Consider the following 14,222-nt stretch of genomic DNA (forward strand, 5'->3'; position numbering starts at 1 on the left):
GGCCGCTGTCCCTGGAGAAGTCACCCAGGCAAGCGCGGACGCGTCCTTGACGCCCCAGCGCGCGAGTTCAAAGGCCAGGCCGGACAGGTCTGCCTGGTGTATCTCCGGCTCGGCGTGGGGCGGCAGCGGCTGCTCTTCCGCCCACAGCCGATAGCAGCGTCCAGGCCCCTGGCGCCCTGCCCGCCCACGCCGCTGATCGGCGCTGGCTCGGTTGACACGGCGGGTCTCGAGACGCGAAAGCCCGGTACGCGGGCTGAACACCGGCACCCGCTCCAGTCCTGCATCGACCACGCTGCGCACGCCATCCACGGTGACACTGGACTCGGCGATGGCGGTGGCCAGCACCACCCGACGCCGGCCATTCGGGTCAGGACGAAGGGCAGCGCGCTGCTGCTCGAGCGGCAAGCGTCCATGCAGCGGCAGTATCGCGATATCCTCCAGCCGCTCGCCCAGCCAGCGCCCGAGACGTTCGATTTCGGCAACGCCAGGCAGGATCACCAGCACGTCGCCAACAGGATCACCACCACCCCTGGCATCGTCATCCCCGCCATGGGACACAGGATCGGACGCCTGCAGCGCCTCCATGACCACCCGGCCCTGCTGCTCCTCTGCAGAGGCGCGCTGGGACAGCGGCCGATACAGCGTCTGGACCGGATACTGCCGCCCCGGGCACTCGATCACCGCCACGTCCTGCCCCAGCACGCCTTGCATGGCGGCCACGTCCAGGGTGGCGGACATCACCACCAGGCGCAGGTCCTCGCGCAGCCCCTGCTGGACGTCGAGGGCCAGCGCCAGCCCCAGGTCGGCCTCCAGACTGCGTTCATGGAACTCGTCGAAGAGGATGCCGGTGACGCCCTCCAGCATGGGGTCATGCTGCAGCATGCGCGACAGCACGCCCTGGGTGACGACTTCGAGGCGAGTCGTCGGGCCGACGCGGCTCTCGCCACGCATGCGATATCCCACCGTCTCGCCCGGCCGCTCGCCCAGCAACTCGGCCATGTGGCCCGCCGCCAGACGCGCCGCCACCCGACGAGGCTCCAGCAGCAGCAGACGCCCGCGACCATCGTCGCCACCGCACCAGTCACAGTCCAGCAGGGCCAGCGGTACCCGAGTGGTCTTGCCGGCCCCGGGCTCGGCCACCAGCAGCGCCCGGTTGTGCTGTTCAAGCGCTGCGGTGAGCTGAGGCAGTCGGGCATCGATGGGCAGGCTGGGCGGTGAAGACATCGGCTCGGGGGCTCCTCGGGCGGGACGGGACGGGACTGAACTGGGCTGCACTGGCCTGCACAAGCAAGGCAGCAATGCGCCGCCGATGATAGCACGCCGTTCCCCCAGGGCCCGGCGGCAGCGACCCCGCCCGAGGCCTAATTTGTATACACTAGAAACAACATTTTGTTGCCAGTAGATGACGTTTTTGTCTACGCTCTTCAAGCTGACCAAAAGGTCAGGTTTTTTAGCGCGACGCCCGTCGCGGCATCACCCAGACAATCGACAGCGGCCACTACAACGACAAGAGGACCCTGAGATGAGCGAGACCACGTCCACGCTTTCACCGCGCGACCGTCATCCGGCAGCCAGCGCGAGTCGCCCTGACGGCGACGACGGTACTGCGGATCAAACCAACCAGGACGCCGTCGGCCGGCTTGCCTGGCTGGATCGCTACTTCAACGTCAGCCGCCGGGGCAGTTCGCTGAAGACCGAACTGCTGGCCGGGATCGCCACCTTTCTGGCGGGCATGTACATCATCGTGGTCAATCCGGCGGTATTGTCGGACGCCGGCATTCCCTTCTCAGCGGCGCTGTCGGCTACGGTGGTCATCAGCTTTCTGAGCAGCCTGGCCATGGCGCTGTACGCGCGAAACCCCATCCTGGTGGCGCCCGGCATGGGCATGAACGCCCTGTTCACCTACACCCTGGTACTGGGGGCGGGTCTGTCCTGGGAGGTCGCACTCGGATGCGTGTTCTGGTCCGGTGTGATGTTCGCCGTACTGGCCATGTTCAACGTCCGCGAGGCGATCATCGACGCCATTCCGCCGTCGCTGCGCTACGCCATCACCTGCGGTATCGGCCTGTTCATCACCTTTATCGGTCTCAAGAACGCCGGCTTCATCGTGGCAAGCCCCGCCACCCTGGTCAGCCTGGGCAGCCTGGACGCAAGTCTCGCCACCTTCTTCATCGGGCTGATCGTGACCGCAGTACTGGTCATTCGCGGCTTCAACGGTGCCCTGATCCTCGGCATCGCCACCACCACCCTGCTGGCCGCACCGATGGGGCGTCTGTGGGGTGACGAGGTGGTCGTGGCATGGCAGGGACTGGCCGCCTGGCCGGACTTCTCGGCGCTGGGCCAGGTCGACGTGCTGGGGGCTCTCAAGGTCGCCTACCTGCCCTTTATCTTCGTGATGCTGTTCACCAACTTCTTCGATGCGCTGTCGTGCTTCATGGCGCTGTCGGAATCCGCGGGACTCAAGGATGCCAAGGGCAACCCGCGCAATCTCAAGCGCTCGATGACGGTGGACGCCTTCGCCTCGATGATCGCCGCTCCGCTGGGCACCAGCGCCGCCCAGACCTTTATCGAGTCCGGCGCAGGGGTCGCCCAGGGCGGGCGCACCGGCCTGACCGCGCTGGTGATCGCGCTGCTGTTCCTGCCGTTTCTGTTCCTGTCGCCGCTGCTGTCGCTGGTGCCGGGCATCGCCACCTCGCCGGCGCTGGTGCTGGTCGGCCTGTTCATGATGGCCCCGGTGGGCAAGATCGACTGGGCACGCTTCGAGGAGGCCTTTCCGGCCTTTCTGGCGATCATCCTGATGCCGTTGACCTACTCGATCACCCTGGGCATCGCCTTCGGCTTCATGAGCTTCGTGCTGATCAAGCTGGCCACCGGCAAGTTCACCGAGATCAAACCCGCCATGTGGGTGTCCGCGGTACTGTCCGCGATCATGCTGGTGACGGCGCAATAAAAGCGCGCGAGCCCCGGGGCGCCCGCCGCCGGGGCAAGTTGCTAGCGGCCAGACAGCACTAGCTGTTGGAGGAAGACACCACCCCGCAGCCCTTCAATACCACCTGAGTCAGAAAGTCGGTGACACGCTGCATATCTTCGTCGGTGAAGTCGTCGTGGCCGGTGATGCCGGCGACCTGGCTTTGAAAGTCTGCGTAGTGCTGGGTCGCCGACCAGATCAGGAAGATCAGCGATACCGGGTCCACCGGGTCCATCAGGCCGCGCTCGGCCCACTGACGAAACACCTCGGCACGGCTTTCGACCCAGTCGCGCAGCTCGCCACGCAGATAGTCCTGCAGAAAGGGAGCGCCCTGAAGGATCTCGCCAGCAAACAGGCGCGAGGCCTCGGGGTGGCGTCGAGACATCTCCATCTTCGAGCGGATAAAGGCACTGAGCACCTCGGCGGGATCATCATCCACCGAGATATCGTCGAGCATCATGTTCCAGCGCTCCATCACCCCTTCCAGCAGGCGAACGTACAGCGCCTTCTTGCTGCCCATGTAGTAGAGCACATTGGACTTGGGCAGCCCGGCTTCCTCGGCAATCAGCTTCAGGCTGGCGCCCCGATAGCCGTGACGCGAAAACACTCGCTCGGCGGCGTCGAGTATGTCGCGTTCGTTACGCTGGCGAATGGCACCAGCCTCCGCCTCCAGCGGCGCCTTCAGCGCCGTGTCATCAAGCTGTGAGCCCATGGTTATCCCGGTCGTCGAATCGCCCGCCACCGCCGGTTGCAGGTGGGTCGGCAAGGAGGAAAAGAGTGCCTGAACCCCACCGCTCTGGCAATTGGGCAAAGCGGCTAACCTGGCGCGACAGCGCCTGTGACGGGCAGCTTTTTAGGCCTCTGCCGTGGTCGCCGACAGGAACACGCGGCGGGCACCGAAAAAAACTCGACGGCGTGACTTGAAGAAGCTGACCGATTGGTCAAGAATGAAGTTACCCCCTTGCCATGGCGATGCCCCTTGGTACCGACTCGCTGACAACCACTCGGCTCAGTCTGCAACCAGGACATCGACCAGGACATCAACGACGACAACGACAACATAAGCGGACCTGACCATGATCGAGTTCTTCCTCAACGGGCGGCCACGGCGCGTCGACGCCGAGGCCCACCTCAGCGTGCTCGACCTGCTGCGCGAGCGCCTCAACCAGACCGGCACCAAGGAAGGCTGCGCCTCCGGCGACTGCGGTGCCTGCACCGTGGCGATCGGCGAGCCCGATGCCGACGGCAACCTGCGCTATCACAGCGCCAACGCCTGCATCATGCCGGCCCACCAGCTCAATGGACGCCACCTGGTCACCGTCGAGGGGTTGTCCCGGGGGGACGAGCTGCATCCTTGCCAGACCGCCATGGTGGAACACCACGGTAGCCAATGCGGCTTCTGCACCCCGGGTATCGTCATGTCGCTGTTCACCCTTCATGAGGATGACCGCACGCGGCCCGCGCCACTGACGCCTGAGCGACTGGAAGCGGCGCTGGGTGGCAACCTGTGTCGCTGCACCGGCTATCGCCCGATCCGCGACGCCGCCCTGGCCATGGGCGACACCCCGGGCTTCCGGCCCGAATGGCTCGATGATGACGCCCTTGCCCGAACGCTTGCCACCAATGTGGGAGAGCCTGCTACCCGCACCGGCTTCTACCAGCCGCGCCGCCTCGATGAACTGGTCGAACTGCGCGCCCGCCACCCCGACGCCCGCCTGGTGGCCGGCGGCACCGATCTCTGGCTCGAAGTCACCCAGAATCTGGCGGACTTCGCCGAGGTCATCGACGTCACCCGGGTGGAACAACTCAAGGTGCTGGAAGCGGGCCACGACGCCAGCGGTCGACCAGGGATGTGGGTCGGCGCCGCCGTCACCTACACGCAACTGGAACCGCTGTTTGCCGAGCGCTATCCCGCCTTCCATCACCTCCTGCATCGACTGGGCTCTGGTCAGGTGCGCAATCGCGGCACCCTGGGTGGCAACGTGGCCAACGCCTCGCCCATCGGCGACACCCCACCGGTACTGCTGGCACTCGACGCCTGCCTGCGCCTGACCGGACCCGGCGGCAGTCGCGAACTCGCCGCGGCGGACTTCTTCATCGACTACAAGAAGACCGCCCTGGCGCCGGACGAGTGCCTGGAAGCGATCTTCCTGCCGACGCTGGCAGCTGACCGCCAGCTCAAGGTCTGGAAACTGTCAAAACGGCGTGAGGACGACATCTCGGCGGTACTCGGTGCCTTTAGCTGGGCCCTGAAGGACGGCGCCCTGGCCGAGGTCCGCCTGGCCTTCGGCGGCATGGCCGCGATCCCGGCCCGGGCAACCGGCGCCGAGGCGGCACTGGAAGGCCATGCCCCTTCACCCGAGCGGTTCGCCGCCGCCATCGATGCGCTGGCCGAAGACTTTCAGCCCATGAGCGATGTGCGTGGCAGCAGCGACTATCGTCGGCACGCCGCCGCTGCACTGATCGAACGCCTGCGCCTGGTCGTCGCCGACGCGGCATCCCAGGACTCTCAGCACCCGACCCAGGAGGTGATGCTCCATGCGTACGCTCACTGATCTGACCACACCTGCCTCCGCGGCCAGCGATACTGCCGATACTCCCCGCCACGCGCCGGCGGCCAAGGGCTTCTCGGGCAGCGCCGCTCGCCACGAAAGCGCGGTCAAGCACGTCACCGGGCGCGCCGCCTACATCGACGACCTGGCGCTGCCGGCGGACGCGCTGCACCTGGCGGTGGGACTCTCGCCGGTCGCCAGCGGACGCATCACCGGGCTGGACCTGTCCGCCGTGCGCAGCGCCCCGAGCGTGGTCGACGTGATCAGCGTCGCCGACGTCCCGGGCCACACGGATATCGGCCCGGTCTTTCCCGGCGATCCGATCATGGCCGACGGCGAGGTACTCTACGCCGGCCAGGTGATCTTCTGCGTCGCCGCCACCAGCCATCGTGCGGCGCGTCAGGCGGTCAAGAAGGCGCGCCTGGAGATCGATGAGGTCGAGGCGAGCCTCGACCCAGTGGCCGCCGCCGAGGCCGGCGACGTGGTGCGCCCGACCCACCGCCAGCAGAGCGGTGACTGGGAGGCCGCCCTGGCCGGCGCGACACACGTCATCGAGGACGAGCAGTTCGTCGGTGGCCAGGAGCACTTCTATCTGGAGGGGCAGGCCTGCGTGGTCCACCCCACCGAAGACGAAGGCGTGATGGTCCACACCTCCAATCAGCACCCCAGCGAGACCCAGAAGCTGATCGCCGAGGTGCTGGGCATCCCCTTCCACGCGGTCACCGTGGAGGTGCGCCGCATGGGTGGCGGCTTCGGCGGCAAGGAGACCCAGGCCTCGCCCTGGGCCTGCCTGGCGGCCCTGATCGCCCGACGCACCGGCAAGAGCTGCCGTGTTCGCCTGCCCCGGGCCGAGGACATGAAGGTCACCGGCAAGCGCCACCCCTTCCACAACCGCTATCGTCTCGGTGTCGATGAACAGGGCGTGATCCAGGGCGGTGACATCACCGTCATCGGCGACTGCGGCTACTCGCCGGATCTGTCCGAAGCCATCGTCGACCGCGCCATGTTCCACGCCGACAACGCCTATTCGCTGGGCCAGGCTCGGGTCACCGGTCATCGCGCCCGTACCAGCACCGCGTCAAACACCGCCTTTCGTGGCTTCGGTGGTCCCCAGGGGATGATGGTGATCGAAGCCGCCATGGAGGACATCGCCCGCCGCGTGGGAGAGGACCCGCTGACGGTGCGCAAGCGCAACCTGTATCGCCAAGGCCGCGACCAGACCCACTATGGCCAGACGGTGGACCAGATCACGCTGCTGCATGACCTGATCGAGCGGCTCGAGACCTCGAGCGACTACTGGTCCCGGCGCCAGGCGATCACCGAGTTCAACGCCGACAGCCCGGTCATCCGCAGGGGCCTGGCGCTGACCCCGGTGAAGTTCGGCATCTCCTTCACCGCCCAGCACCTCAACCAGGCCGGTGCCCTGCTGCACGTCTACACCGACGGCAGCGTGATGATCAATCACGGCGGCATCGAGATGGGCCAGGGCCTGCACACCAAGGTGTGCCAGGTGGTCGCCCGCGAGCTGGGGCTCGATCTCGAAGCGGTACGCATCAGCGCCAGCCGTACCGACAAGGTGCCCAACACCTCACCCACGGCGGCCTCCAGCGGGGCCGACCTGAACGGCCAGGCGGCCCGCGACGCGGCCAGCAAGCTGAAGTCGCGGCTGTTCGACTTCGCCGCCGAGCGCTACCAGCTCGACCGTCAGGACATGCGTCTGGAACAGGGCGAACTGATCGCCGGCATCGGTGGCAGCGAACGACGTATCGCCTGGGGCGAGCTCATCCAGGACGCCTACCTGGGTCGGGTGTCGCTGTCCGAGAAAGGCTTCTACGCAACGCCGTTGATCCACTACGACCGGGCCAGCGGCAGCGGACGCCCCTTCTACTACTTCGCCTATGGCGCCGCCGTCGCCGAGGTGGCACTGGACACCCTCACCGGCGAGTATCAGGTGGATAGGGTCGACATCCTCCACGACGTGGGCGACTCGCTCAATCCGGCCATCGACGTGGGCCAGGTGGAAGGCGGCTTTATCCAGGGCATGGGGTGGCTGACCAGCGAGGAACTGAAGTGGAACGAGCGGGGCCAGTTGACCTCGTTCGGCCCGGCCACCTACAAGATCCCCGCCTACGGCGATCTGCCGGCCACCTTCAACGTCGAGCTGATGCAGGGCCACCCCAACTCCATGGCCAGCATCTACCGCTCCAAGGCGGTCGGTGAGCCGCCCTTCATGCTGGGGATGTCGGTGTGGTGCGCGCTGCGCGACGCCCTGGCGAGCCTCACCGACTACCGCCAGGCGGTACGGCTGGACACCCCGGCGACACCTGAGCGGGTCATGGCGGCGGCACGCCAGGCACGAAAGCTACACGAGAGTCGCGCAGGGGGCACCCCATGAGCGGCGAGCGCTGGTACGACGCCCTGGCCCGCCTCCGACGCGCCGGCCTGCCCCATGTGCTGGCCACCCAGGTGACCAGCCAGGGGTCTACCCCACGTGAGCCTGGCGCCAGGATGGTGATCACCGCCGACGCCATCATCGACACCCTGGGCGGCGGCACCTTCGAATGGCAGCTGATCGCCTGCGCCCGGGAACGCCTCGAGCGCGGCGAGGCCGGCCTCAGCCTGGAGGCCTTTTCGCTGGGCGGCCGCAGTGGCCAGTGCTGCGGCGGCTTCGTCAATGTGCTGCTGGAAACGGATCTCGGTACGGCCACGCGCCTGGCGCTGTTCGGCGCCGGCCACGTGGGCCGCGCGGTGGCCTCATTGGCGGCGCCGCTTGGCTGGCGACTCGACTGGTACGATAGCCGCGAGGACGCCTTCAGCGGGCTCGACCCGGCCCCAGGCCAGCATCACCACCGGCTTGACGACTGCAACGCCAGCGCCGAGTCGCTGCCTGCCGGCAGCCACGTGCTGGTGCTGACCCACGACCACGCCGAGGACTACGCCCTGGTCGAGGCACTGCTCAGGCGCGGCGACATGGCCTCGATCGGGCTGATCGGCTCGCGCAGCAAGTGGGCCAGCTTCCGCGGGCGACTGGAGCGTGCCGGCATCCCGCACGATCGCATCGACACCGTGCGCTGCCCGATCGGCGACTCCGGCGGCGACAAGACGCCCTACGCCGTCGCCCTGGCCGCCCTGGCCGAGCTGCTGCCACTGGCAAGCCCCAGGCCGGAGGGGGCACGTCGCGACGCGCTGCGCGGCCTGGAAAGCGCAGAGGTACGACGCCTGTTTTCCTGAACCTGTCCTGGCCCGACCGTTACCCGTCTGACCGGGTAGCGCCAGGCGTCTGCCTCCCTGGCCGCCGCGCCTGCCGCCCCCTGACAACAGCGTCACCGCCATAGTGCGATGACGCGATGACCCTATAAGCGACAACCCGATAAAGAGTGCCCCATGACCGAGACCCGTAACGCCTCTGCCAGCACCGCACCCGCGCCCGAGGCTTTCTCCGGAACTTCCGCCGGCGCCTCCACCAGCCCCGCTGGCGGCCCCTGCTCATCGAGCTGGGTCATGCGCGCGCGCATCCTCAGCTTCAACGCCGATCCCGGTGACGGCGACACCCCGCTCGAGGGCAGCGTCAGCTACTTCGCCGACGGCGTGCTGTGGTGGGCCGAGGGTGTCGTTCAGGCGGTGGGCGACTATACAGAGCTCGCCCCCCATCTGCCCGCCGACGCCAGCGTCATCGACCACCGCGACAAGCTGGTGATGCCAGGCTTCATCGACAGCCATGTGCACTATGTGCAGCTCGAGATCATGGCCTCCTACGGACGTCAGCTGCTCGACTGGCTCAATGAGTACACCTTCCCCGAGGAATGTCGCTTTGCCCAGCGCGAACACGCCGAGCAGATGGCCGACGTCTTCCTCGATGAACTGATGCGAGTAGGCACCACCACCGCCCAGGTGTTCTGCTCGAGCCATCCGGCCTCGACCGACGCCTTCTTCAGTGCGGCCCAACGCCGCGACCTGTGCATGCTGGCCGGCAAGGTACTGATGGACCGCCATGCCCCCGACGCGCTCACCGACGACACCTACGGCGGCATCCGCGACAGCGAGCGCCTGATCAGTGACTGGCACGGCACCGCGCGTCTCGGCTACAGCGTCACCCCGCGCTTCGCGCCTACCTCCACCCGCGCCCAGCTCGACGCCGCCGGAGGCCTTCTGCGCAATGATCCGAGCCTGTGGCTGCAGACCCACCTGTCGGAGAACCTGGGCGAGCTCGACTGGGTGGCCGAGCTGTTTCCGGGCAGCCGCGACTACCTGGCGGTCTACGAGGAATCCGGGCTGGTGGGGCCGCGCAGCACCTTTGCCCACGGCATCCACCTGGACGACGAGATGCGTACCCGACTGGCCGAGCGCGGCGCCAACATCGCCTTCTGTCCCAGCTCCAACCTGTTTCTCGGCAGCGGCCTGTTCGACCGGGCCGGCGCCCGGGCCCAGGGGCTGAATCTGACGCTTGCCAGCGACATCGGCGCCGGTACCGACCTGTCGGGACTTGCCACCCTCAAGGCGGCCTATCAGGTCGGCCAGCTCAGGGGCACGCCACTGACCGCCTGGGCAGGCTTTCATGACCTGACCCGAGGCAACGCCGTATCGCTGTCACTGGACGATCGGATCGGCAGCCTGACCCCCGGTCGCGACGCCGACTTCGTGGTCATCGACCTGTTCGCCTCGCCGCTGCTGGCTCGACGCATGGGGCGCACCCAGTCGCTGGCAGAGGAGCTGTTCACCCTGATGATGCTGGGGGACGACCGCGCCATCTACGAGACCTGGGCGGGGGGGCGCCTGCAGCACCGCCGCCAGACCTGAAGAACCCGACGACAGGCGCCGGCGACCGGCGCTTGCACTGGGTGATGGCTGGCCGGGAAATTCCTCGGCGAGTGCGCTAGAATGCGCGCCTTGAATACCACACGCTGCCAACGCTGCTCCGGATTTACGCTCCGGCTCGCACGAGGACAACCATGAGTCACGATACCTCACCCCCTGACACAGCCACCGAAACCGCCACTTCAGGTCCAGACACCCTGGTGGTGTGCGCGCTTTACAAGTTCGTCACCCTCGACGACTACGAGGCGCTGCGCGAGCCGCTGCTCGACACCCTGCTCGAGCATCAGGTGCGCGGCACCCTGCTGCTGGCCCGTGAAGGCATCAATGGCACCGTCGCCGGCACCCGCCAGGGTATCGACGCGGTGCTCGCCTGGCTGCGCGCCGACCCACGCCTGGCCGAGCTCGACACCAAGGAGTCACTGACCCGTCGTGCGCCCTTCATGCGCACCAAGGTCAAGCTCAAGCGCGAGATCGTGACCATGGGCGTCGAGGGCATCGACCCGCGCCATACCGTCGGCACCTACGTGGACCCCAAGGACTGGAACGCGCTGATCCAGGACCCCGAGGTGCTGCTGATCGACACCCGCAACGACTACGAAGTCGAGGTCGGCACCTTCGAGGGCGCGGTCAATCCGGCCACCAGCGCCTTTCGCGACTTCCCCGAGTACGTGAAGAAGACCCTGGACCCGAGTCGCCACAAGAAGGTGGCGATGTTCTGTACCGGCGGCATCCGTTGCGAGAAGTCCACCGCCTACCTCAAGGAGCAGGGATTCGAGGACGTCTACCACCTCAAGGGCGGCATCCTGAAGTACCTGGAGGACGTACCGAAGGACAAGACCCTGTGGCGTGGCGAGTGCTTCGTGTTCGACGACAGGGTGACCGTCGACCACGACCTCAAGCCCGGGCGCTATGACCAGTGCCACGCCTGCCGCATGCCGATCACCGAGCAGGACAAGCAGAGCGAGTACTACCAGAAAGGCGTCTGTTGCCCGCGCTGCTACGACCGTCTGAGCGACGAACAGAAGGCCCGCTTCGCCGAGCGTGAGCGCCAGATGCGCCTCGCCCAGGAGCGCGGCGAGGCCCACCTGGGCGCCGACGCGGTGGCGCGCATGGAAGAGCGTCGCGAGGCCAAGCGACGCGCCAGGGAAGCGGCGCGCGAGGCCAATCGCCAACAGGGCTGATGCACGGCTTCTGGTGTTGCACGACCGTTGATGCATGCCGGCTCATGCACGCCGGCCTTCCATCCACAACACCCGCCACAACACCTGCCAGACCAAACAAGAGGCGCCCTGGGATTTATACCAGAGACGGGCGCCTCTTTTGCGTGTCACCGAGGACTTCGCCGGTAGCGAAGGGCGCGCCGAAGCGCGCCAAACTGTGTTGAAAGAAACGGCGTCGGCCTGTTCAACCTCTTCCTCGCCTCGGTCGGCGATCACGCCGAAAACACCTTAGATTCCGACGTTTTCGCTTCGACATCATGCCTCAGCAACCTTCCACCCCGCCCGTTGCCTGAAAAGCGGCCGCCGCCCACACAGGATCACCTATTACTAACACCAGCGCGGGCAAGCCTCAGTGCCATCTGGTGACATGAAGCACGCCTTGAGCATCAGGGTTCGCCATCAACCTGTGCCGCTACTGATTCCCGCTGTCGGTCGCCGGACAGCGGCAGGCTCAGATCGCCCGCCTGGACGGCAAACCGTGACGTGACGCAACGAAGGGAATACATGATGCGACCTTGGCCCAACTACCTTCCCCCTGTTCTGGCCGGCACTTTCTTGGCCAGCACTTTTTTGACTGGCACCTTTCTCGCCTGCAGCATGGCCGTCGCCTCCCAGGCATCGGCGGCAACCACATCAGACACCGAATCCGCAGACCAACAAGACTATCGACAGTATTTCACCCCTCTGCCCTCGCTTCCCCCCATCCCCGCCGACAACAGCCTCACCGCTGAGAAGGTAGCGCTTGGCAAGATGCTGTTCTTCGAACCCCGGCTGTCGAAGAGCAGCAACATCAGCTGCGCTTCCTGTCACAACCCGGCCCTGGCCTGGACGGACCGGCTGCCGACGGCGGTCGGCCACGATGGCCAGGTGGGAGAACGCAACTCCCCCACCGTGCTCAACTCGGGTTTTCTTGGCTCACAGTTCTGGGATGGTCGCGAACCCGACCTGGAAGGCCAGGCACTAGGCCCCATCCAGAACAGCATCGAGATGGCCCACGACCTGGACGGCGCCCTTGCCCGCCTTTCCGCCGTCGACGGCTATTCCGATCACTTCCAGACGGCATTTCCCGATGACGAGGCTCCGCTGTCCTCCGGCAACCTGGCCGACGCCATCGCCAGCTTCGAGCGCACGCTGAATACGCCGAACGCTCCGCTCGATCGCTACCTGCTCGGTGACGAGGCTGCCCTGACCGATCAGCAGAAGGCAGGCATGAAAGACTTCGTGGACGTCGGGTGCATCAGCTGTCACCGCGGCGCCAACTTCAGCGACAGCCTGTTCCATCCGATTCAGGTGCCGGGATCGGATGACCCCGGGCGCTTCGCGGTCACCAACGAGGAAAGCGATCGCCAGGCCTTCAGGACGGCGTCACTGCGCAACGTCGCCCTGACCTACCCCTACTTTCACGACGGCTCGGCCAAGACGCTTGAAGACGTCGTGCCCATCATGGCCAAGCAGATGCTCAAGCGGGAGCTTGATGAAGCGACCGTCGAACGGTTGGTCAGCTTCCTGCATGCCCTGACAGGAGAGCAGCCGGTCGTGACAGTACCCGCTCTGCCCTAAGCCAACCCAGCCACCAATACCACCCCGCAACATGCCAGCGCCGCCTCCCCCGACAAGGGGCAAGGCGGCGCTTGACGTTCCGAACAAGTCCTAGACGGCGACCAGCCGCTGTCTCAGCGCCTGCCTCCTGTCCTCATCCATGAAGGCCGCCTCGATGGCGTTGCCGGCCAGCCACTTGAGGGTCTCGTTGGACCAGCCGAAGGCCCGCTGACAGGCGGCGAAGTTATCGCGCATGCCACCGCCGAAGTAAGCCGGGTCATCGGAGTTGATGGTTACCACCAGTCCAGCGTCGATCAGCGTCGGCAGACCATGATCCTCGAGCCGTTCCACCACTTTCAGGCGCACATTGGACAGCGGACACACCGTCAGCACGGTGCCTTCGTCGGCCAGCCGCTCCATCAGCTCGACGTCCTCGATCGCCCTTACGCCATGGTCGATGCGACACACCTGAAGCTCATCCAGCGCCTCGCGGATATAGCTCGGCGGCCCCTCCTCGCCTGCGTGGGCCACGCGCTCGAGGCCCAGCTCCCGCGCCCGGGCAAAGACCTCCTGAAACTTGCTCGGCGGATTGCCTCGCTCAGCGCTGTCCAGCCCCACGGCACTGAAGTGGTCATGCCAGGGCGTGCTGTCCTCGAGCAGCTGCATGGCATCGGCGGCGGGCTGATCACGCAGAAAGGCGAGGATCATGGCGGTGGAAATATCCAGCTCGGAGCGGGCCTTGGCGCAGGCGGCCGTCAGGCCTTCCATCACCTCGGACAGCGCCACGCCACGGGACAGGTGGGCCTGGGGGTCCACGTGCATCTCGATATGCACCACCCCCTCGGCGGCGGCGCGCCGGAAGTAGTCCATCGCCAGGTCCTCGAAGTCCCGGGCACGGACCAGCACGCTCATGCCCTGATAGTAGAGATCGAGAAAGGACTGCAGGTCGCTGAAGTCGTAAGCCTGCCGGGCCGCCTCGATATCGGCGTAAGGCAGGCTGACCCCGTTACGCTCGGCCAGCGCAAACATCAGCTCCGGCTCCAGCGTACCCTCGATGTGCAGATGCAGTTCCGCCTTGGGCAGGCGGGTCAGAAAGTCGTCGGTCATGGTGTCTGGCCCTGTGGCATC

At 66.6% G+C, this 14,222-nt stretch carries 10 protein-coding genes; 7 read left to right on the plus strand and 3 right to left on the minus strand.

All coding sequences use genetic code 11. The annotated features are described in order from the left end of the window. Positions 1-1,224: helicase-related protein (locus NH448_RS16210; protein WP_290442831.1), on the minus strand; the 1,224-nt coding region annotated here is incomplete at its 3' end. Between the two features lie 298 nt (positions 1,225-1,522). Here NH448_RS16210 and NH448_RS16215 point away from each other — a divergent pair. After that, positions 1,523-2,950, plus strand: coding sequence for an NCS2 family permease (locus NH448_RS16215; RefSeq protein WP_239452598.1), 1,428 nt, complete (start codon positions 1,523-1,525; stop codon positions 2,948-2,950). A 58-nt stretch (positions 2,951-3,008) separates the two neighbouring features. On the opposite strand, the gene NH448_RS16220 is transcribed toward NH448_RS16215, so the two are convergent. Further along, positions 3,009-3,680 (minus strand): TetR/AcrR family transcriptional regulator, encoded by a 672-nt coding sequence (locus NH448_RS16220; RefSeq protein WP_045994317.1) that lies wholly within the window; start codon positions 3,678-3,680, stop codon positions 3,009-3,011. A 364-nt stretch (positions 3,681-4,044) separates the two neighbouring features. Here NH448_RS16220 and xdhA point away from each other — a divergent pair, with 364 nt between their 5' ends. The 6 genes from xdhA to NH448_RS16250 all read left to right on the plus strand — a co-directional run bounded on the left by xdhA (position 4,045) and on the right by NH448_RS16250 (position 13,115). Continuing rightward, the gene (gene xdhA, locus NH448_RS16225) at positions 4,045-5,523 is read left to right on the plus strand and encodes a xanthine dehydrogenase small subunit (protein WP_045994318.1); all 1,479 of its coding nucleotides are present in this window, start codon (positions 4,045-4,047) and stop codon (positions 5,521-5,523) included. Then, a complete protein-coding gene (gene xdhB / locus NH448_RS16230) occupies positions 5,507-7,915 on the plus strand; it encodes a xanthine dehydrogenase molybdopterin binding subunit (protein ID WP_045994319.1) in 2,409 nt (802 codons plus the stop codon). The genes xdhA and xdhB overlap by 17 nt, the downstream gene beginning before the upstream one ends. Beyond that, positions 7,912-8,751 carry a xanthine dehydrogenase accessory protein XdhC gene (xdhC, locus tag NH448_RS16235; RefSeq protein WP_045994320.1) on the plus strand — a complete coding sequence of 280 codons (840 nt, stop codon included), beginning with the start codon at positions 7,912-7,914 and terminating at the stop codon, positions 8,749-8,751. The genes xdhB and xdhC overlap by 4 nt, the downstream gene beginning before the upstream one ends. A gap of 270 nt (positions 8,752-9,021) precedes the next feature. Then, a complete protein-coding gene (gene guaD / locus NH448_RS16240) occupies positions 9,022-10,317 on the plus strand; it encodes a guanine deaminase (RefSeq protein ID WP_253029032.1) in 1,296 nt (431 codons plus the stop codon). Between the two features lie 152 nt (positions 10,318-10,469). Then, positions 10,470-11,516: a rhodanese-related sulfurtransferase gene (locus NH448_RS16245; RefSeq protein ID WP_083970574.1), complete on the plus strand. Its 1,047-nt coding sequence runs from the start codon at positions 10,470-10,472 to the stop codon at positions 11,514-11,516. Between the two features lie 636 nt (positions 11,517-12,152). Then, on the plus strand, positions 12,153-13,115 hold the full coding sequence (locus NH448_RS16250) for a cytochrome-c peroxidase (RefSeq protein WP_045994340.1): 963 nt from the start codon (positions 12,153-12,155) through the stop codon (positions 13,113-13,115). A 90-nt stretch (positions 13,116-13,205) separates the two neighbouring features. Here NH448_RS16250 and NH448_RS16255 read toward each other — a convergent pair whose 3' ends face one another. Next, the gene (locus NH448_RS16255) at positions 13,206-14,201 is read right to left on the minus strand and encodes an adenosine deaminase (protein WP_045994321.1); all 996 of its coding nucleotides are present in this window, start codon (positions 14,199-14,201) and stop codon (positions 13,206-13,208) included. Positions 14,202-14,222 lie beyond the last annotated feature (21 nt).

Origin of the sequence: Halomonas sp. OfavH-34-E, assembly GCF_024124525.1 — a bacterium.
GTDB lineage: Bacteria > Pseudomonadota > Gammaproteobacteria > Pseudomonadales > Halomonadaceae > Halomonas > Halomonas litopenaei.